Genomic DNA, 22,124 nt, shown 5'->3' on the forward strand with positions numbered 1-22,124 from the left:
CGTGCTTGGATGGCTCCTACGGACCAACCCCACGAAAACTTTATCTTCCCTGAAGAAGTTCTGCCTCGCGGTAACGCACTTTAAAAAAATCAGGATTTGGATTTCAGATTAATTTAATATTTTTAAATTGAAATTGAAATCCAAATCCCTATTCCCCGGCGCAGGCGCGGTACTCTCGTGCCCTACTAGGGAACAAAAAAACCCAAAATCCAAAATCTAAAATCGTTGGAGGTTCTACCGCGTGGTAACGCTCTCTAATTCTTACGCAAGCGGTCGCGACCAAGAATCCTCCGGGTTCGCTTGGTGGTCTGGCAACGCTCGTTTGATCAATCTCTCCGGCAAACTGCTGGGTGCCCACGTCGCTCACGCTGGCTTGATCGTTTTCTGGGCAGGGGCAATGACTTTGTTTGAAGTCGCTCACTTTATCCCAGAAAAGCCCATGTACGAACAGGGCTTAATTTTGATGCCCCACATCGCTACTTTGGGTTGGGGCGTCGGCCCGGGCGGTGAAGTCACGGATATCTTCCCCTTCTTCGTAGTCGGTGTTCTTCACTTGATTTCATCTGCTGTTCTCGGTTTGGGCGGCATTTATCACGCCGTTCGCGGCCCGGAAGTTCTCGAAGAATACTCTTCTTTCTTCGGCTACGACTGGAAAGACAAGAACCAGATGACCAACATCATCGGCTATCACCTGATTTTATTGGGTGGGGGTTGCTTGCTGCTGGTGGCTAAGGCCATGTTCTTCGGCGGTGTCTATGACACTTGGGCTCCAGGCGGCGGCGACGTGCGTATTATCACGAACCCCACCCTCAACCCGGCTGTGATTTTTGGCTACTTGGTTCGCTCTCCTTTTGGTGGCGAAGGCTGGATAGTCAGCGTCAACAACATGGAAGACATCATCGGCGGTCACATCTGGCTCGGCCTGATTTGTATCGCTGGCGGTGTTTGGCACATTTTGACCAAGCCTTTCGGCTGGGCTCGCCGCGCCTTAATCTGGTCTGGCGAAGCTTACCTGTCTTACAGCTTGGGCGCTTTGTCCCTGATGGGCTTCATCGCTTGCTGCTTTGTCTGGTTCAACAACACTGCTTACCCCAGCGAATTTTACGGCCCGACGGGCCCGGAAGCTTCTCAAGCGCAAGCTTTGACCTTCCTGATCCGCGACCAACGCTTGGGTGCTAACGTCGGTTCTGCACAAGGCCCCACCGGTCTGGGTAAATACCTGATGCGCTCTCCTACTGGCGAAATCATTTTCGGCGGTGAAACGATGCGTTTCTGGGATTTCCAAGGCCCTTGGTTGGAACCCTTGCGCGGTACTAACGGTTTGGACTTGAACAAAATCAAGAATGACATTCAGCCTTGGCAAGCTCGCCGCGCGGCTGAATACATGACTCACGCTCCTTTGGGTTCTTTGAACTCTGTGGGCGGTGTGGCGACTGAAGTTAACTCGTTTAACTTTACGTCTCCGCGTTCTTGGTTGTCTTGTTTCCACTTTGTGATGGGTTTCTTCTTCTTGGTCGGCCACTTGTGGCACGCTGGTCGCGCTCGCGCGGCTGTCGCTGGCTTTGAGAAGGGTATCGATCGCGAAAATGAAGCGGTACTTTCTATGCCAAACTTAGACTAATCGATCGAATTTATTTCTGATTTGATTGTCTAGTTGAAAAAGGCTCCTGCTTAACGGCAGGAGCTTTTTTTTGATCCAATATCTGGAAAATCTGGAAAAAGCTGCAGATTGTCGATTCATCGACCGTTCTGGCTCGCCGGTTAACCGCAGATCCAATCCTAGACGCAGAAACCTGGTTTCTGAGTCAACCTTTTGAATTCAATGCTGTTTCTTTCAGATAATTCAAACCCCCATAGTTAAGCTGCTTTCTGAGAGAGCTTTTGCCTTTAGGACTGATACCAAATCCGGGGAAAGCTACCCCTTTTATGATTCGGCGGTTGAAACCTGTTAACCTCGAACTCAAATGTGGCGAAGCGCCGGTCATTTGAGTTCGAGGTTAAACTAAACAAACGTTCGTCCGCCTCCGCAGACAAGCCAAATCGAGGGGGTCTTTAAGCCGGATTTGCATCAGATATTTCGGCGCGACATTCATCGGTGGCGGTGAACGACTCTGTAAGTATTGAAACTTGACAATTTTAATCAGTTCGGGTAGAGAGCTTGCAACGCAGGCTTTACAAAGTTTATATTTAAAGTACAAAAGTTTTAATCGCACAGAATTGAAAGTTGCCATAATAAGTTGCAGTTTGAAGGCAGCTCGCTAGCGGTGCAAAACTAATCGACCATCGCCCTCAGGATATTCATATGTTATTAAATGGCTGTGCTTGCCGATTTTTGTAACACGCACAAAACCCCTCAGCCGCTTACTGTTATTGCTGGGAAACCAAAAGATTAATAATGGACTCATTAAAAATCCCAAATGTCAAGGTGAGTTACGATCGAGCAAATTTGCTCGATCGCATCGCCAACCGGATTCGCCGATCTCTAGAACTGCCAGAAATTCTGAGCGCAACAGCAGCGGAAGTTCAATCGTTCTTGGGAACAGACAGAGTAAAAATCTACAAGTTTCATAGCGACGGCAGCGGTGAAGTGATTGCCGAATCAATTAACGGCAACCGCTTGCCATCCCTATTGGGACTGCATTTTCCAGCAGACGATATTCCCCCTCAAGCCCGGGAACTGTTCGCGCAAGTACAGGTGCGATCGATCGTGGATATAGATTCCGGGCTGCTAGGGCAAAGTCCCCGCCGCGATGCGGTTTCGGGCCAACTGCTGTCCGACGAAGTGCGCTTTCGCCCGATCGACCCCTGCCACGCTGAATACTTGAGCGCACTCGGCGTCAAGGCTTCCTTGGTAGTACCAATTTTTCACGGCGCAGAATTCTGGGGGTTGTTGGTATCTCACCACTCCGAGTCCCGAAGCGTGCAAGAACACGAACTGCAAGGCGTTCAGATGGTGGCAGATCAGCTCGGCGTCGCCATAGCCCAATCCACCCTCCTCGCCCGAGCCCAGGCGAAAGCCCAGCGGGAAACTGCCGTCAACCGCGTCGCCGCAGCCCTTCACTCCCAGCCGGCGATCGAACTGCAAGCAGCTTTAGCAGAATCTGTAGCTGCACTAGAGGCAGCCGGCGGCAGGCTGTGCATTTTCTCCGCACCCTTCATTTTTGACAGCAGCAAGGTCACAAGTTCACTGCCCTACTCAGACAATTCCACTCGAACACTTCAAGTCTACACTTGCGGCTCAGGGCCGAAGATGCAAAATTCAGCAAAATACCAGCAGGTGGAGCAATACAGCGTCTGGCACGAATATTTTAAATCCGGCAAGCAACAGTTTTGGGCAATTCCCGACTTGTACCAAATTAGCAGTTTGAGAAGCTTGCAACCTGCATTTCGATCGACCAAAATTCGCAGCATTTTAATCGTACCGCTCAGAATCCGCCAGCAAATATTCGGTTACTTGAGCATTTTTAGAGAAGAATTTGACACCGAAACTCTCTGGGCAGGACAGTTTGATGGCGACGGTCGGCTCGCCCAATCTCGGATATCTTTTGAAGCGTGGAAAGAGTCAAAAACTGCCCAAATTCGCGAATGGAAGACTGAAGAAATTGAATTAATTCAAACTTTTGCCAGCCACTTTGCTAATGCAATTAACCACTGCCAACTTCACCAAAAAATCGACGCACTTAACACCAATTTAGAAAATAAAGTTCAAGATCGGACTGCTCAATTACAGCAGTTAACGAAACAGCAGCGAGTGCTGTTTGAAGTCGTGGTAAAAATGCGACAATCCCTCGACTTGAACAAGATTTTTAGCACGATGTCTCAGGAAGTGCGGCAGGCTTTAAATGCAGATAGAGTTGGGATTTACCGCTTCGATCCCGCCTCGGAATTTAACGAAGGCGAATTCGTGGCCGAAGATGTTTTGCCAAATTTTGTGTCAGCAATGGCAGTCAAAGTACACGATCGCTGCTTTGGAGAAAAGTACGCCAATCTCTACTCTCAGGGACGAGTTCACACAATGTCCGACATTAGACAGGCCGGACTGCAAGATTGCTACGAGCAACTATTAGAGCAATTTCAGATCAAAGCTAGTTTAGTTGCACCGGTGATGAAAGGCAAAGACCTTTGGGGGTTGCTGTGCGTGCACCAGTGTTCGGCTCCCCGCAATTGGGAATCTTCCGAAATCAAGTTTGCTACCCAAATTTCTGTTCAGCTCAGCATCGCCCTAGAACAAGCAGATTTGCTCGCTCAAACCAAACAACAAGCAGTTGAGTTGCAGCGGGCAGCAGATCAGCAGCGGATACTATTTGAGGTAGTTGCTAAAATTAGACAATCTCTTGATTTAGATACAATTTTTCGCACGACAACTACAGAAATGCGCCGGATTTTAAAGGCAGACAGAGTTGTTGTTTATCGCTTTGAGCCGGGTTCCAAGTTTAATGAAGGCGAATTTATTACTGAAGATGTTTTGCCAGGTTTTTGTTCGGCAATGGATGTGAAAATTAGCGATCGATGTTTTGGTCAAAACTATGCGAACAAATACAGTCAGGGAAACATTCAAGTGCTGTCAGACACCTACAGCGGGGAACTCTCAGACTGCCACGCTGCTATTTTAGCTAAATTTCAGATTAGAGCTCAGGTGATTATGCCGCTGATGAATGGCAGCGAACTTTGGGGCTTGCTGTGCGTACACCAGTGCGACGGTTCGCGCAATTGGAACACTTCGGAAATCCAGTTTGCTACGCAAGTCGGATCTCAGTTGAGCGTAGCATTAGAACAAGCAGATTTGCTCGCTCAAACGCGCCAGCAAACGATTAATATGCAGTTGGTAGCAGAGCAACAGCGGATACTGTTTGAAGTGGTAGCCAAGATTCGAGAATCTCTCGATATCAACGCGATTTTTAAGACGGCAACCCAAGAAGTTTGTCAGTTTATGCAAGTCGATAGAATTGCTGTCTATCGCTTTAATCCTGATTGGGGCGGCGAATATGTTGCCGAGTTTGTGAAAGATGGCTGGGTAAAAATGGTAGGGGAAGGTATCAATACGGTTTGGCAAGATACTTATTTGCAGGAAAACCGAGGCGGCAGGTATCTCAATAATGAAACTCTAGCTGTTGACGATATATATCAAGCTGGTCACTCGGAGTGTGTTGTCGGTATTTTAGAGCAATTTCAGGTGAAGGCTTATGCGATAGCGCCGATTTTTGTAGGACAAGAACTTTGGGGTTTGCTGACAGCGTATCAACATTCTGGAACCTGCCGTTGGGAAAGTTCAGAAGTTAACTTTTTAGCTCAGATTGCTAATCAATTAGGCGTAGCTATCCAACAAGCAGATTTGCTGGCTCAAACCAGACGCCAAGCAGAACAAATTGCTCAAAACTTAAAGGATTTGCAGCAAACTCAAGCTCAATTGATTCAGACTGAAAAAATGTCTGGTTTGGGGCAACTGGTGGCCGGCATTGCTCACGAAATAAACAATCCCGTTAATTTTATTTACGGCAATCTCAATCACGCTACTGAATATACTGATAACTTGCTGAGTTTGTTGGAACTTTACCAGGAGCAATATCCCGATTCTCGCCCTGAAATTGGCGAATTGGCAGAAGCTATTGACTTGGAATTTCTGCGAGCAGATTTGCCTAAGTTGCTATTGTCTATGAAGGTGGGAGCAGATCGCATCCGTCAAATAGTTTTGTCTTTGAGGAATTTCTCTCGTCTTGACGAAAGTCAAATGAAGGCGGTTGATATTCACGAAGGGCTCGATAGCACGCTGTTAATTTTGCAGCACAGGCTGAAATCTAATTCGGATAGTCCAACTATTGTGCTAGTTAAAGAATACGGTAATTTGCCTCTGGTTGAGTGTTATGTTGGACAGTTGAATCAGGTGTTTATGAATGTTCTCGGGAATGCGATCGATGCTTTGGAATCTGACAAGTTGGTCGATCGCCCATCTGTGATTCCTCAAATTAAAATCTCTACTGCTGTCGGTCAACTTAATGGCACTGTTCCTAGCGCGGTGATTCGGATTGCTGACAGCGGGTCGGGAATTTCGGAATCAATGAGACAACGCATATTTGACCCTTTTTTCACGACTAAGCCGGTGGGAAAAGGCACTGGATTGGGACTGTCAATTAGTTACCAAATTGTGGTAGAGAAACACGGCGGGGTTTTAGAATGCAATTCGGAATTGGGGAAAGGTACTGAGTTTGCGATCGAGATTCCGCTCCGACAGCAGTCATTAGTCGTTAGTCATTAGTCATCATCCATCTTGCTTCATTAAAGGAGATTCATACGAAGTTGAGCCTTTTTTTATGAAAGCAAAACCCAATTTTTTATTGTACTAATCTACCATAGAATAGAGATGAAAATTGGCAACTTTTAAAAAGTTTTCATGCCTTTATAACAAATAAAACTCAAGCCGTCAAGCGAAGGAGGAGGCTCTAACCCCTAATCTTTTGTAGTTCTTGTTGGAGAGTATTCTTGACACGATCGTACTCAGCCTCGATTTGAGCCAATAGGGGTGAGGCTCGATCGAGTTCACCAGAGGTACTCATCACTTCTAACGTGCCACAAAGCTGGGCCAGATGAGCCGCGCTTAGGTTGGCACTACTGCCTTTGAGGGTATGAGCCGCTCGGTTTAGAGCTTGAGTATCCGCTTGGGCGATCGCTAATTTCATAGCTTGTAGCAACTTTAGGGCTTCCTCAAAGTAGCAGTTCGCCAGCAAGCTCAAAATCTTGGTTGAATCTCGATCGTCGATGCTGCAGCAGAAGGCTTGCAGTTCTGTGAGGTTAACCGCTGGCACATCAATTTCTGGCTGGTTGCTCTCTGATTCTTCCTCTTGGGCCTGCTGCTGTTCCTGGTTGGCTTGACACTGACTCAGTGCTTGGATGAGAGCCTCTACTCGAATCGGTTTACTGATATAGTCATTCATGCCAGCATCAAGACAAAGCTGGCGATCGCCCTGCATGGCATTCGCCGTCATGGCAATAATCCAGGGACGAGCATCAGCAGGCCACTCGTCACTAATACGACGGCTGGCTTCTAGTCCATCCATCTCTGGCATTTGTACATCCATCAGCACTACATCGTAAGGCTGGCGGTGCAGGGCTTCCAAGACTTCTAATCCATTGGCAGCAATATCGGCCCGGTATCCCAAACGCTCTAACAGCAGCAGTGCCACCTTCTGATTCACCAGATGATCCTCTGCTAACAGAATTCGCAGTGGAAGTCTCTGGGCCAGTTTAATATCATCCTGAACAGAGGTAGGGGGCCGCTGTTGAACTTTTGTCGGTTGAGCTTGTAGCACTTGGGTCAGGACTTCATAAAGTTGGGATTGTTTTATGGGTTTGCTTAAACAAGCCGCAAAGTGGCTGGAAAGTGCTGAAGAACTCACTTCTGGTTTGCCCATTGAAGTCAGCATCACCAGGGGTAAACGGTGGCACTTAGGATGCTGGTGGATGGCTGAGGCGAGTGTGAGGCCGTCCATTTGTGGCATTTGCATATCTAAAATAGCGACATCAAACGTTTCTCCATTCTCAAGCCAGTTGAGCGCTTCCACCGCCGATTGGGCAGCGCGAATCTGCATCCCCCAAGTCTCAGCTTGCAACGTCAGAATTTGTCGGTTAGTGGGCAGGTCATCCACGATTAATAAATGCTTGCCAGATAGTTCTGGTAGCATTTCAATCGGTTCCGCTAACTCAGTAGTAACAGAGGATGCCACAATCGTGAAGTAGAAGGTGGAACCCATTGTGACTCGATGAGGCTTAACGGCTTGCCATTTTGGTGAAGGGGTTCCTCCCACGTGGCCGGAGCTCTCAACCCACATCATGCCGTTCATCGTTTCACTAAGTCGCTTACTAATCGCCAAACCTAAACCAGTCCCTCCATACTGCCGAGTCGTCGAAGCATCTACTTGGCTAAAAGACTTGAACAGTCGATCGAGGCGGTTGGCTGGAATGCCAATACCTGTGTCTTGAATGGCAAATTGGATTTCATACAAGCTTTCTGACTCAGAAACCGCTTCGTCAGAATCAACTGCAGAGGCTTGCACCGAAATGGTAACTTCCCCAGTTTCGGTAAACTTAATCGCATTGTTGAGCAAGTTAACTAGAATCTGACGGAGACGGGTGACATCACCCAAAATGAAATTAGGAGTCTGAGGGAGGATCAGGTAGCCTAGCTCAATCCCCTTCTCATCTGCTTTAACTGCAAGTTGGTCGATCGCACCTTCTATGCAATCTCTCAAGTTCAAGGGATACATTTCTAGCTCTAGCTTGCCCGACTCAATTTTGGAGAAGTCAAGGATGTCGTTGATGATGCTCAGGAGGGTATCCCCACTATTGCGAATCGTCTCGATAAAGTCTCGCTGTTGAGCCTTGAGTTCTGTATCGAGCAGCAGTCCCGTCATACCAATAACCGCATTCATGGGAGTGCGAATTTCATGGCTCATCATCGCCAGAAACTCACTTTTAGCTCGGCTGGCAGCTTCAGCTTCCCGTCTAGTTTGCTCCAGGGCAAAGTTTTTCAGAGTTAATTCTTCTCGCTGTCGAGTTTCTTGCTCTAATAATTTGGCTTGAGCTAGGGCAATTCCTACTTGAGCTGCGACTGATTCTAGCAACTCGATTTGATCGGGAGTCCAATGACGGTAGCGATCGCACTGGTACAGACAAATGGCACCATTCGGTTCTCCTTGGTAAGAAGTTCGCACTGCTAATGTCGATCTCAATTTGAGACTGGTAAAAATTGAATGAGCACAGGTGAGCAATGAGTCGCAATAAACATCCGGGGAGGCGATAGCTTCATCTTGAGCCATCAACTGTTTTGTATAAGCAGGACTGGCCGCCAGAATGTCATGCGGCCCGCTGGGGGCTGACCCCACTGCTAGATATTCTGCAACGACAGGAAACTGAGGCAGTGGATTCTCCTGGTATGTGCTAATTAAGCAGCGACTGACCCCAAAAGCTTGCCCAATCTGAAGAGCAGCAGTTTCAAATATCTGCTGAGCATTGAGGCTTTGACGAATTTCTTGGGTAATTTGCTTCAGCAGTAGGGCTTTTTGCAACTGTCGTTGTAGTGCTTCTTCTGCCTGCTTGCGATCGGTAATATCCTTCATGAAGCAGTGATGGCCTATAAAGACATTTTGCTCGTCATAAGCAGAGACCATCACCAGTTGTTTATAGAAGCTGGAGCCATTTTTTCGCATTCCCCTAGCCTCAACCTCAACTCTGCCATCTCTCAACATCTGCTGATAAGCAGCCGCGATCCTTTGAAAATCTTCAGGATCGACGGTTCTTTGCCAGTCAATCCCTAGCATTTCCTCAGGCTGATAGCCGGCGATGGCAGCATAAGTGCCGTTAACGAAGACATAGCGTCCTTGAGGGTTTAGCCGAGAAATGCCTGCCACGGCATTTTCTAGCGCCGCACTCATTTGTTGCAGTTCCGCTTCGGCTCGTTTGCGAGCGCTAATTTCAATTAGAATGCAACCCACTGCTACAGGCTGCTCAGCATCCTTGAAAATGGGGAAGTGAGAAATTAGCCAGTGGCGCTTGGCACCCGTTTGACTGGGTACTTCTGTGCTCATTTCCAAGCTGATGGAAGGTTTTCCTGTCGTTAAAACCTGTTTTAACAGTGCATTTACACCAGGAGCAAATTCCCCCAAAATATCATCGGTTGTCTTGCCTAAGTGAGCCTCTACAGAGTTGCCGTTAATTTCAGCTAGTGCCTCATTTATTTGTAAAAATCTCAACTGCCGATCGTAGATACACAGCCCCACCCCTGCTAGGGAAGCTCCGTTAAAGAAAGCATTTAATAATTGCTCTCTGGCTTGAATTTCCTGCTCCAACTTTTTGCGCTCGGTAGTATCGCTGTGAGAACCAGTCATGCGGACAACTTTGCCCGCTTCATCCAAAAGCGCTTGCCCTCGAGCTAAAATCCATTTGTAGCTCCCATCCTTGCAAAGCAATCGATGTTCTATAATATAAAAGGGAGTTTTGCCCTCAAAGTGATCTTGAATTACTTGCATCACCCAATCGAGATCATTGGGATGCACCCGCTTGCTCCATTCATCCAGGTGATTAGGGATTTCATGGTCTTCGTAGCCCAACATTTCTTTCCAGCGAGCCGAGAAGAATACTTCATTGGTGTTGACGTGCCAATCCCATACCCCATCATTACTACCGCGTAGGGCGAGTTCCCACCGCTCTTCACTCGCTTGCAGAGCGACTTCTGCCTGATGCCGTTCAATTTCACTACCAATCCATTGAGCCATCAGTTTCAGTAATTCTACATGGGCAGATTTAAAGCTGTCTGCACGGGGAGATTTACTAGAAAAGCTGAGGGTACTGTAGACTTTGCCTGCAACTAACACTCGTGTTCCAATATAAGCTTCTATGCCAAGGGCAAGATAGGCAGGATGGTAACGCCATTTTGAGGTGCCTATATGTTCGATGGTTAGGGGTTCATTTGTGTCTAAAGCTTCACAGCACAAAGTTTGGTTAATATCAAAGACATCACCTGGTTTCAAGACTCGATCGGGCGATCGTGCCACCATCACCTCATAACGATTATCTTGCACGCGACCCAAGATGCCACATTCAAGCCGAAAGGTCTGACATCCCATGTCAATCAACGCTTGGATGCGCTGCTCAAAATTGAGATTTTGGGTAGCAGTGACTTCATATAAAGCTCGTATTGCCGCCTCTCTTGTTCTTAGTTCAGCTTCGGCTTGTTTACGTCTCTTAATTTCAGCTTTCAGAGAGCGATTGATTTTGGATAATCTTTGCGTTCGTTCTTGAACCCGCTGTTCTAATGTAGCGTTAGCGTGTTTAATCTCCCTAAATTTTTGATTTAGCGCGATCGCCATCAATTGAAAATTGCTAGCAAGCTCATTGATTTCAGTAACAGAACTATGTTTCCATTCAAATGTTTTTTCTGAAAGCTGGTTGGGTAAGTCAGTAGTCGCCAGAGCTAAAAAGGATAACGGCTTGACCAGTCGTTCGCTAACCACCGTTGCCAACAAAAATGCCAACATTGTGATGACGAGAAGAATAATCAGATCTATCCTGTAACGATTTTGTAAATTTTCTACATAGGGATCTGCTGGAATTTCTAAGCGTAATCTCCAGTTCAGATCGGAGGCAATCGTAAATTCCTGTATATATAGAGAGTTTTTCCAACGGATCATCGGATAGTTTCCCTTGCTAGGAACCCACTGCTGCAAGGTTCCCTCTAAGGTGCGAGTGCTGCCATCTTTTGACTCCTGAATAGTGTTCAAAAGTTTGGGTTCGGATTGATTACTCCCAATAAATAGGTTGTTTTCATCTAGCAATGTAATGCGTAGTTGCTGACTGTTTCTCTGGAAAATGTATAGATCTTGGATCTTGCTCAATGCTAATGAACCGTGGATCAGCCCGAGGAAATGACCTTGAACTTGCAGGGGAACATTCAATCCTACATGAGGTTCGTCAATTAATAAGTCGTTGTGGATAGAAGTCATCCAAGGTCTCAACCGCTCTTGAGCCAGCGTAATTAGAGATTTATGTTCGGTGCTTTGTTCAATCAACCGCCGACGTGTTTGATTTAAAGGAGTAGAAGCCGCTAAAACTGTTCCCGATGAATCGGCCACATAAATGTTGTCGAAATCTGGTAACCACTGCTCGATCAGGCTAATGTCTTGTTGCAGTTGTTCGGATGATTGAATCGCTTGATTAGCAGCAGTGGCGGTTTCAGGGATGAGCGATTTTTCAGCTAATGTATTCAAGGCCAAGAGATGTTGCTGATACCATCTAGATACACCGCTACTGAGATTTGTTCCGTTTGTTTGTAACTCAGTTTGCACGGTCGTCTGAATTTGAGCGACCCAGTATCTACCATCAATAACTAATAGGAGCAGTCCTGGAATAAAGACAAAAGCAACCAACAGATGAAAAATAGTTTGTTTTAATGAGAGGGCATGGATCTTCTTTGAACGACCAACCTGTTTATCAACGGGTGCATAAACAATGATAAAGCTGGCAACTAAGGCATTAAAAATGCCGTTGACTGCTTGTTTGCACATAACTAGCAGGACTTGAGCCGCCTCCATGTGGAGCATTTGACCGTAGAAAAGCCAAACGAGAGGCATTCCAATTAAAAACCAGTAAAGCCCATCAAATAAAAGGAGGTTCGGATGTTTTCGCTTGCAAAGAAATCCTACAAACAGAGCCTCAATTACCAAAATAATCGTGGCATATGGATGATTCCAAAGTAGATAAGTATAACTGCCTGCTATTAGACTGGCAAAACCTCCCCAGCCCCAGCCGAAATAGTAAGTAATAATCAGTATTGCAATACTGCCAAAGAGGAAATCAACCCCAAAGAAAAGAGACAAACTGAAATAGTTGCCCAGAAAACCCGCACCAGTGAGAAGGGCGATCGCACCAAACCATCTTTTATCACGCACTGAGCTAGCCCCTCCCATAAACTTCTATAATCGCTAGTTGCTGAATATGACCTGATTCCGATAAAAAAAGCGTCGTAGAGCAGCTCTGATTCTCTAGCTGAAAGTTTCTCTGAAGTTCGTACAACCGATTATTCATGCTTTCCAGCAGCAATCAAGGCTTGCTGATTCACGACTCGATCTCTCGCTCAACTTTTAATAAGGAATCCTTCGCAATCACGATCTGCCTAGTTGTTATTCTTGTTATTTAACGGTAGAATTCATTAAATGTATGAATTTTGGTACAAAAAGTATTGCGACCTTGGTCTTTGGCTTGATAAAGTGCTGCATCGGCAGCAGTAATTAAAGTTTCTGGCAGGCTCTCTTGGGTAGGAATCACACTGGTAATACCGAAGCTGAGCGTAATGCAATGATGCGGAGAACTCTTATGGACTATTGCTAAAGCTTGGATGCCAGCCTGCATTTGCTTAACGATTTGGACAGCTCCCTCAAGCTCTGTGTCGGATAAAATCACTACAAATTCTTCACCTCCATAACGTGCTACTAAATCTCCCGCTCGATTAATACTGCGATTGAGAGCTGCAGCCACTTGCTGTAAACATACATCCCCTGCTTGGTGTCCATAAGTATCGTTGTAATCCTTGAAGAAATCGATATCACACAAAATCAGTGACAAAGGAGCTTGCTGCCTGGTCATGCGTCGCCACTCCTCCTCTAGCTGTTCGTCAAACTGACGGCGATTGGCAATCTGAGTCAAACCGTCAATTGATGCTAGGTATTTTAATTGTCGATTGGCGGCCTCTAGCTGCTTGTAAAGTATGGTTTGTTGCTGTTGCAGGTGGAATTGCTGAATCAAGCGTCGTACTCTCTGTCCCAGAACAGCCCAGTGAATCGGCTTAGTGATATAGTCAGCGGCTCCCGCTGCAAACGCTCGATCGACGGATTCTTTGTCTTCCAAGCTAGTAATCATCAAAATAGGTGGGCGATCGTTCTCACGCACTTCAGATAACTTTTGACAACAAGCAAAACCATCCATAGTGGGCATCACTGCATCTAGCAGGATCAGGTCTGGATGTACTTCCTCATAAGCTGCTAGCCCTGTCAAGCCATCACTAGCTTCCGCCACTCGGTATTGTTCCTTCTGTAAATAAAGTCGAAGTTGCAAACGAATCAAGGGATCGTCATCCACAATGAGAATTAGAGAGAACGGTTCCGTAGATGGGGTAGTCAAAATGGTTGACTCTTCTAATGATTGATACATACGTCATGGTTGTATCTTAAGCTGTGGAAACATTCTAGCCTAGCATATTTTGAGCTTGGGATGGGAAATCAAAATTTTCTAAATATCTCAGAAATGATACATCAGCCGAGCTTCCGCAACAAAAACCGACGCTGCGTCAGTTTTTTTAAACCAATAACCGCAGTCTGCTTAAACACAGTCTACTTAAAATTTATCGCTTTTTTTCGGGGATATAAACTCTGGTAAGTTGCGCTAATTTTTGTAAATATGTAATTATTTTTGGGTGCGTCAAACATTTTTTACAACGCCGAGCGAGCTTTGACGAACGATCGGCAGTTAACCCTCGAACAATCGCCCGTTTTCCCGCGATCGTCGCTGGGATAATATGCTATATTTCTCAAGTTCATTCAGGCTTTTTCAGGTGCATCAAATTCCTGCCTCATCTTTGAGCGATCGCCAGCTCTATTTTTGTGGAATACATCTGATGGTCACACTATCACGTATCGCTTCGCCCTTGGTTGAGCGTTTGTTCGCACCAGGAAGCTCTGACTGCAAAAAAGCGTAAGCTTTGTTAAGAAACCTTTACAGCGTTCTGCGCGAGCTGGGATAGGTTTTTTCTCTTTTTTCTCCCAATAATCCCCCAGATAGTGTCTAAACTCCTGTCTTTGGGCTTGAGTAGGGAACACATCGTCAAAGCGTTGGCACCATCTTTCAAACCATGGGGGCATGGAAGCTATACTATAGCAATTCTCGCATCATTTGTGAATTTCTTACTCCCTCCCCGCGAGTTCGGGGAAGGTTGGGGTGGGGTAAAAAAATTATGACTCATTTAACATTGTTATATACTATAATCACTGGGAAAGAGTAAATTAACTTGATGGAGAGCACTTACTATGGAAGTAGCAGTGCCTGATTTTTCTCAAAAATTTTCTCAAAGCGTTCAAAAAACGAAAGAAGTTTGGACTGAAAAAGTCGGAAAAGCAGTGAATTCTGTTTCAGAAGCAACAGCACAAGCTAAATCTTCTATCTCCGAAACTGCGTATCAGGCAAAAGAATCTCTGACTCAAACTACGAATTCTGCCGTTAATACTGTGAATCCAGCTACGAACAATGCTTTAGGTACTGTAGCGGAGAAAACAGAAAAAGCGAGAATTTCTATATCTGAAGTCGCGAATCAAGCAGTTAGTCGCGTCAGTGAAAGTACCAACAAAGCTGTTGATGCTGTTTCTCACTCTGCGGCAACTGCTAAAGAAACTATTAATCAAACTACTAACTCTGCGGTCAATACTCTGAATCAAAGCACTAGCCAAGCTGTAGAGAGTGTAAATCAAGCTACAGAAAAGGCTAAGGCTTCATTAGAAGATAGCATTAACAAGGCGGGAAATATGAGCGGTGCGGCTTCAGATGCCATCAAAAGTGCTATCAATGGTACTGTCAAAGATTGGATTGACGCTCACCCTGTAGTCTTCTGGTTGGTGAGTCATCCGCTGATATCTTTAGCAATGTTGCTGATATTTATATTCATTATATTGGGCTTTTTTCAGGCTTTAGGTAGCTTTTTTGCAGAAGGCTGGTTATTTATTCTGCAAAGCCCGGGAAAATTTATGCAAGGGGTTTTGAGTTTCGGCTCTAAATCTGTAAGTAAGGTCGGCGGAGTGGCTGTAAACTCCTTGGTTTCAAAGAATCCCGAATACAAAAATAATTCAGGTTTACAACAATTGAGGGGAGTTGAATCAAACAGTTTGGAGTCTCAAGAACGACTTGCTAATATTTTGACAAGGTTGGAGGCAATTCGACAAGAGCAGAATCAGCTTTTACAAGAAGCGTCGGCGATTTTAGGCAACAAATTTAAGGCAGAGTGAGAAGGTGTGGCCCGATCGCAACTCGTGGTAAATTTAAGACATTCAGGCTTTCCATCAAAGCCAGATCCATGAAGGCTTGTAGTCGATCGCTCAATACGCCATGCCCGATTCCGAATTTTCCGATGATCTCAAATGGACGCCAGAAGCCAAGGCGAAGCTGAAAAATATTCCCTATTTTGTCCGGGGACAAGCTCGCGTCCGCATCGAGCAGTTGGCCCGCGAAGCCGAAACCGAAGTCGTCACCGTTGACTTAGTTGAGCAAGCTCGCATCGAGTTTGGGCAATGAAGGATCGAAAGGTACGCTAAAGCTTTAGACTATAAATTGCGTTGTAAGGACAAGGACTTAAAGAAATAGTGCGCAAAATAGTTATAGCTGGCAACTGGAAAATGTACAAAACTAGGGCAGAATCCCTAGAGTTTCTTCAAGGATTCATGTCCTGCCTGACAGAAACCCCAGAGGAACGGGAAGTCGTGCTTTGCGTTCCCTTCACTTCCTTGGCTGTCCTCTCGAAAAATTTGCACGGCAGCCGGATCAGACTCGGTGCTCAGAACGTCCACTGGCAAGAGTCTGGAGCTTTTACTGGGGAAATTTCCGGGCCAATGCTCAGTGAACTTGGTGTCCGTTATGTCATTATCGGCCACAGCGAGCGACGCCAATATTTTGGGGAAACTGACGAAACGGTGAATTTGCGGCTGAAAGCTGCTCAGAAATACGATTTAATTCCGATTCTGTGCGTTGGGGAAACCAAGCAGCAGCGAGATGCAGGCGAAACGGAAGCTCACATTTTTTCTCAGTTGGCAAAAGATTTGGTTGATGTTGACCAAAATAAGTTAGTCATTGCTTACGAGCCTATTTGGGCGATCGGCACTGGCGATACTTGCGAAAGTAAGGAAGCTAACCGAGTTATTGGTTTGATTCGCAGTAAATTGACTAATCCTGACGTGCCAATTCAGTACGGCGGCTCTGTTAAACCGGAGAATATTGATGAAGTTATGGCGATGCCTGAGATTGACGGGGTTCTGGTAGGCGGGGCGAGTTTGGAAGCTGCTAGCTTCGATCGAATTGTCAATTATCAGTAATTGCTAATTGGTAATTGCTAATTGGTAATTGTTAATTGGTAATTGGAACAAGGGCGGCGGGAATTAAACAGCGATCGCCTAAAATTGTGATGTGCCGTTCAGTGTTTCTCGGATCGGGAGAATTAACCTATGACTGCGATCGTTAAACCCAAACCCGCCTTAGACGAGTTCCTCAAACTTCCTGAAACTGAACCGGCCTCAGAATTTCTTGAGGGACACATCATTCAGAAGCCGATGCCTCAAGGTGAACACAGCGTACTTCAAGGTGAGCTCTGCAACACTATCAATCAAGTAGCGAAAACTCGGAAAATTGCCAATGCTTTTCCCGAGTTGCGCTGCACTTTTGGCGGCGCCTCAATCGTGCCAGATGTAGCAGTATTCCGATGGGAAAGAATTCCTTTTTTGCCGTCTGGTAGAATTGCTAACCGCTTTGACATTAATCCCGACTGGTCGATAGAAATTCTCTCTCCAAACCAAAGCCAAACAAAAGTGCTGAGTAACTTACTCCACTGTTCGCGAAACGGCACTGAGTTGGGGTGGTTACTAGATCCCGAAGAAGAGAGTATTTTGGCGGTATTTTCCGGACAAAAAGTAGAACTGTACAAAGGTGCAGCTCTGTTGCCAATAATTGATAAAATTGAATTAGAATTGACAGTTGAAACTGTTTTTAGCTGGTTAAGTTTTGGTTGAATTAAGAATTGCGCTTCTGCTTTATTCTTGAGTCTCTTAGAGTGGGATTTCGTTTGACCACAAGCGATTTCAATCGCCGAGTGAGGAGGTGATATGATAAATAACAATAACAAAAAAATTACAATTAGAAATAAAGTTTTTGAGTGGGGAAAACGCACTTATTTAATGGGCGTTGTGAACGTAACCCCTGACAGTTTTAGCGACGGCGGAGATTTCAATACCATCGAATCTGCTTTAGCGCAAGCGGAAAATATGGTAAAGTCGGGGGTAGATATTATTGATATTGGCGGTCAATCTACTAGACCTGGTGCAGCGGAAATATCCTTAACAGAGGAGATAGATCGCGTTATACCTCTCATACAAATACTGCGACAAAAAGCCGAGATTTTTGGCTCAGTTCCTATTTCTGTAGATACTACCAGAGCGCAGGTTGCGAAAGCTGCGGTTGAGGCGGGAGCGGATATAATTAATGATATTTCAGGAGCTACTTTTGATTCGGAAATGCTGTCAACCGTTGCTAAGTTAAAAGTGCCAATAATTTTGATGCACATTCGGGGAACTCCCCAGACGATGCAACAACTGACAGATTATCAGGATTTAATTGGAGAAATTAAGGAATTTTTAGAGAGTAGAATTGCGGCGGCAGTTGCTGCGGGGATTGACAAATCTCACATAATTCTCGACCCCGGTATAGGCTTTGCCAAGACTTACAATCAAAACTTAGAAATTCTGCGAGAGTTGCCAAAGTTCCGTGTTTTAAACTGTCCGATTTTAGTCGGAGTATCGCGAAAAAGCTTCATCGGTCACATTTTGAATCAGCCAGAAGCAAAACAAAGAATTTGGGGGACAGCGGCGGCTTGTACAGGTGCGATCGCAAATTTAGCAGATATCTTGCGAGTTCACGATGTCAGAGAAATGCACGATGTTTGTCTGGTTGCCGACGCTATCTTCAGAAATCAATCTTGAGTCGTTGATTGGTCGGTTTGTTGGAGTTCTCCGCCCTGAGGCTGCGGGTCGATATCAGGCATAGAATCCATCAAATTGTTAAGAGCTTCTGACATATTCTTCGGGTCCATAAACAGAATTTTGGCATTGTCGCTCTCGCCGAGTTTTTGTTGAGCCTCTAAGTATTTTTCGGTTACTAAGTAATTCAAAACTTGCTTGCTATTCGGATGAGAGTCTAAAGCTTCAACTAAGAGCCTCATGTACTCCTTAGTGCCGATCGCCTTATTGACCATTGCTTGCCACTCGCTCTTAGTGGCGCGCTCCAATTCCATAGCTTCTTGCACCCTTTTCGGAGGTGTAATGCTTTGAATTTCTACGCGAATTACTTTGACGCCCCAAGTTTCAGTAGCTTCGTCCAACTTCTTGAGTAACTTTTTATTCATGTCATCTCGGGAACCCAAGATGTCTTGCATTGGCAATCGACCAATTTCAGCGCGAAACGTCGTTAAAACTAAGTTGGCGATCGCATTTTCAATTTGATCGATTCCATAATAAGCTTTCTGTAAATTCACAACCCGCCAATACACAACGGCATCGACTTCTAGAGCCACATTATCTCCCGTGATTGCTGACTGAGGTTTAATGTCTAAAACTCTTTCACGGCTTGTGTCCACGCAGACGACTTTTTCGACCAGGGGACTGATAAAGTGGAATCCTGGCTTGAGGGTGCGCTTGTATTGACCCAAACGTTCCACTAAAGCTTCGTCGCCACCGCTGACTATTTTGACGCTGGAGTTAACAGCGTAGCCGAGGATGAGCGCAAAGAGCATGGTAAGAATAGACTGCCCCATTTCTATTTTCCTGCTAAGGTTGACTGAGAATCGATCGGAATTCTACTCTAATTTAACTCAAACTCGGCCACACAGTGCTAAAATATCTCGACTGTTAATAACTAACTATTTCATCTGGTGGGCCCGGATCTGCTCCGACTCTTACGGCGCTAGTGAAACCCAGGATATCAACAACACGTTTCCACAAAAGACATGAAAAACGATCGAGAGTTTCGCTTGTTCAAACCTTTGAGGTGGATCGCCCCAAGCATTTTGGTGGGTGCAGGAATGTGGAATGCCGCAGCGACCCAACCGGCACAATCTCAACCAATCGCCCTGCAACTCTCGCAAAACTTGCAGTCGCAGAACTTGCAGCCACCGCGCCGCGGGCCGGCAGTTCGGGAAGTTATGTCCTACGAAATGAAGGGAGACGAACTCAGGATTTGCAAGCAGCAAGGCAACTCCGAGAAAAAATGCGAAGTTGTAGGTAAAGGCTACACACTGGGTTTGAGAACTGCCAACGACCTTTACGGTCAAGGAAATATTGTCAATGCCGAAGCTTTGTACAGGCAACTAATCGCTCGCTATCCCAAACAAGCGGATGCTTATTACAAGTTGGGAACTATGCTGTCGGGGCAAGGTAAAATGAGCGATGCGACCGTTCTATTCCAAAAAGCAATTGAAGTCAACCCGCAGCACGCAAAAGCTCACAACGATTTAGGCGTGGCAATGGCAAGTCAAGGGCAGTTGCCCGAGGCAATTGTTCAGTGGAGACAAGCCGTTAAAATTAACGATCAATATCCCGATGCTTTAAACAATTTAGGAGTCGGTTTGTACCAGCAAGGAGACAAGGAAAACCAAGCGGAGGCAGTAGCCAGCCTCAAAAAAGCTAAGGAGTTATTTATCAAGCAAGGTAGAACTCAAGCTGCTAACAGAGTAGATAAAATTTTGGAGGAAATTAATTCGCAGTCGAGCGACTCCTAAACTCAAGCGCCGATCGCACATTGAAAGAAAAAACATCTTTGGCGATCGGCGTTAATCAGCGTTCAGTGGCCGTTAAACAACCCCAAAAACGAGAATTTAAAGCATTTCCTTCAAAACTTGTATAATCAAATCCCCATCCACCCGATCGCTCACAGCAGCCTCACCCAAGCGAACCGGCAACACAAACCGCACCTTGCCATCCTGCACCTTTTTATCGAGTTGCAAAGTATGCAAAATTTCCTCAACATCGACACCCGCAGGCAATTTGGCAGGCAAACCCGCTTTTTCAATCAAAGCAGACTGGCGGCGATCGCACTCAGCATCCCACATTCCCAACTCCACAGCCAATCGGCTTGACGCAGCCATGCCGATTGCCACTCCTTCCCCGTGATTGATCGCCTTGTAATTGGTCAAACTTTCCACAGCATGACCGATGGTGTGTCCGTAATTCAAAATCGCCCGCAAACCCGATTCCTTCTCGTCTTTGCTGACCACCTCAGCCTTAGCTTGGCAAGACCTACTCAAAATTTCAGCCAACAAATCAGCCTTCACATAGCGCATTTGATCCAAACGCTTGCACTTTTCCAACTTCTCGAACAATTCAACATCCCAAATCACCCCGTACTTAATCACTTCCGCCATCGCCGAACGAAACTCCCTCGCCGGCAGAGTTTTGAGTACATCCGGGTCAATTAACACCAAACGCGGCTGGTGAAAAGCCCCGATTAAATTCTTCCCTAAAGGATGATTTACCCCCGTTTTGCCGCCAATAGAAGCATCAACCATCGCCAGCAGCGAAGTCGGAACCTGCACGACATTAATTCCCCGCAGCCAAGTCGCCGCAGCAAAACCCGTCATATCGCCCACCACCCCGCCGCCCAAAGCCACCATAGTCGAGGAACGTTCTAAACGGTTTGCCAAAGCCGCACCGTAAATTTTCTGCACCGAATTTAAAGTTTTGTACTGTTCTCCCGGTGGTAAAATGCAGCTACTGACTTCCAGACCGGCCGATTCGAGGGCTGCTGTTGCTCTTTCGCCGTACTGCCGAAAAATCGACTGATTCGACACCAGCAGCACTTTTTTGCCCAAACTTAGATCGCCCATCAGACTGCCGAGTTCGTCTAAACCGCCCGATCGCACGCAAACATTGTAAGATTGCGATCCCAAGTCAACTTTAATTATCGATTGCATATTTATCTTATTTAGATATTAGATTTTAGATTATAGTTCTTATAGGTCTTTTTATTGATTGTTTTGGAGAAATTGCAATGACTCTTAGCGGAGCAATAACTTATTTTGGGATTTTCGGCGGCATGATTGGCTTGGCGACAGTGCTGATGTTTGGTCTGCGGGCTGTCAAACTGATCTAATTCGCCTGCTTTGTGACTTGGAACTCAGAGATTGAAACCTCTGGTAAAAGTCTTGATCGTGCGAAGTCTTTGCGCCCCAAAAATCTATGATTAAAATTGGAGATTTGGCGCGCAAATGCTTCGGTCGATAGAACCTGAGAGTAAAACTAGCTTAATTAGACTCTTGGCTGACTGACAATTCCTTGACGAACGCTAATTAATCTCATCCCGAAGATACTTCTTGGCACGCAGCAACAGACCCGAAAAATCTTGTAAAATGAAACGAAAGTAAGGCGGGAAGTTGTTGCGAATCAAAAGAGTAAGACTCCGATAGTCAAATATGTTACTAAATTTACCTAAACCTATTCGTTGCAACAAGTTATAGGTGAAAACTCTCACCCTGGCATCTGAATTAATTGGAATATCCAACTATGTTTGCCATAAAGCGATCCCTCAAATTAAATAACAACAAAGCGACGCTACCAGGAAGTCAAAGCAGAGCAGGTACGGGGAGTAGGCGCAAGTTTATCCATCCTCAGCCGCCGTCGCCTAAGTTCTGTTTAAATATCTGCACCTACTTACACAAGGTCACAATTCTTGCAAAGCGGGCGTTTTAACAAGCGCTATGATAATATTTGACAAGTAATTAGCGACGATCAACCTTGTTTAGAAATTTATCCCAAACAAGTAAATCCTGCTACTGGGGGAGC

Annotated in this window: 13 protein-coding genes; 9 read left to right on the forward strand and 4 right to left on the reverse strand. The window is 45.8% G+C overall.

From position 1 onward, the window contains the following. The first annotated feature begins 241 nt into the window (after window positions 1-241). On the forward strand, window positions 242-1,621 hold the full coding sequence (psbC, locus tag QUB30_RS29310) for a photosystem II reaction center protein CP43 (protein ID WP_333341169.1): 1,380 nt from the start codon (window positions 242-244) through the stop codon (window positions 1,619-1,621). Window positions 1,622-2,395: 774 nt separating this feature from the next. Next, window positions 2,396-6,253, forward strand: coding sequence for a GAF domain-containing protein (locus tag QUB30_RS29315; protein ID WP_333341172.1), 3,858 nt, complete (start codon window positions 2,396-2,398; stop codon window positions 6,251-6,253). Window positions 6,254-6,437: 184 nt separating this feature from the next. On the opposite strand, the gene QUB30_RS29320 is transcribed toward QUB30_RS29315, so the two are convergent. After that, the gene (locus QUB30_RS29320; protein WP_445300560.1) at window positions 6,438-12,455 is read right to left on the reverse strand and encodes a response regulator; all 6,018 of its coding nucleotides are present in this window, start codon (window positions 12,453-12,455) and stop codon (window positions 6,438-6,440) included. 226 nt (window positions 12,456-12,681) lie between these two features. Continuing rightward, on the reverse strand, window positions 12,682-13,665 hold the full coding sequence (locus tag QUB30_RS29325) for a PleD family two-component system response regulator (protein ID WP_333341178.1): 984 nt from the start codon (window positions 13,663-13,665) through the stop codon (window positions 12,682-12,684). Between the two features lie 902 nt (window positions 13,666-14,567). Between QUB30_RS29325 and QUB30_RS29330 the strand changes: the two genes are divergently transcribed. From QUB30_RS29330 to folP, 5 genes are all read left to right on the forward strand, one after another. Continuing rightward, entirely contained in the window at window positions 14,568-15,536 is a 969-nt protein-coding gene (locus QUB30_RS29330; RefSeq protein WP_333341181.1) for a hypothetical protein, read from the forward strand. A gap of 100 nt (window positions 15,537-15,636) precedes the next feature. Beyond that, window positions 15,637-15,822, forward strand: coding sequence for a PCP reductase family protein (locus tag QUB30_RS29335; protein ID WP_006633749.1), 186 nt, complete (start codon window positions 15,637-15,639; stop codon window positions 15,820-15,822). Between the two features lie 68 nt (window positions 15,823-15,890). Next, a complete protein-coding gene (gene tpiA, locus QUB30_RS29340) occupies window positions 15,891-16,616 on the forward strand; it encodes a triose-phosphate isomerase (protein ID WP_445300561.1) in 726 nt (241 codons plus the stop codon). Between the two features lie 129 nt (window positions 16,617-16,745). Beyond that, a complete protein-coding gene (locus QUB30_RS29345) occupies window positions 16,746-17,306 on the forward strand; it encodes a Uma2 family endonuclease (protein ID WP_333341188.1) in 561 nt (186 codons plus the stop codon). A 93-nt stretch (window positions 17,307-17,399) separates the two neighbouring features. Continuing rightward, window positions 17,400-18,272 (forward strand): dihydropteroate synthase, encoded by an 873-nt coding sequence (gene folP / locus QUB30_RS29350; protein ID WP_333341191.1) that lies wholly within the window; start codon window positions 17,400-17,402, stop codon window positions 18,270-18,272. On the opposite strand, the gene QUB30_RS29355 is transcribed toward folP, so the two are convergent. After that, window positions 18,263-19,102 (reverse strand): stomatin-like protein, encoded by an 840-nt coding sequence (locus tag QUB30_RS29355; RefSeq protein WP_333240740.1) that lies wholly within the window; start codon window positions 19,100-19,102, stop codon window positions 18,263-18,265. The two genes, folP and QUB30_RS29355, sit on opposite strands and share 10 nt — an antisense overlap. 192 nt (window positions 19,103-19,294) lie before the next feature. Between QUB30_RS29355 and QUB30_RS29360 the strand changes: the two genes are divergently transcribed. Continuing rightward, window positions 19,295-20,065, forward strand: a complete 771-nt coding sequence (locus QUB30_RS29360) for a tetratricopeptide repeat protein (RefSeq protein ID WP_333341196.1) — start codon at window positions 19,295-19,297, stop codon at window positions 20,063-20,065. 96 nt (window positions 20,066-20,161) lie between these two features. On the opposite strand, the gene aroB is transcribed toward QUB30_RS29360, so the two are convergent. Then, window positions 20,162-21,256, reverse strand: coding sequence for a 3-dehydroquinate synthase (gene aroB / locus QUB30_RS29365; protein ID WP_333341198.1), 1,095 nt, complete (start codon window positions 21,254-21,256; stop codon window positions 20,162-20,164). A 77-nt stretch (window positions 21,257-21,333) separates the two neighbouring features. On the opposite strand from aroB, the gene petL reads away from it, so the two are divergent. After that, on the forward strand, window positions 21,334-21,435 hold the full coding sequence (petL, locus tag QUB30_RS29370) for a cytochrome b6-f complex subunit PetL (RefSeq protein WP_006633742.1): 102 nt from the start codon (window positions 21,334-21,336) through the stop codon (window positions 21,433-21,435). The last annotated feature ends 689 nt before the right edge of the window (window positions 21,436-22,124 follow it).

The sequence above is a fragment of the Microcoleus sp. BROC3 genome, from assembly GCF_036702515.1.
Lineage (GTDB): Bacteria > Cyanobacteriota > Cyanobacteriia > Cyanobacteriales > Microcoleaceae > Microcoleus.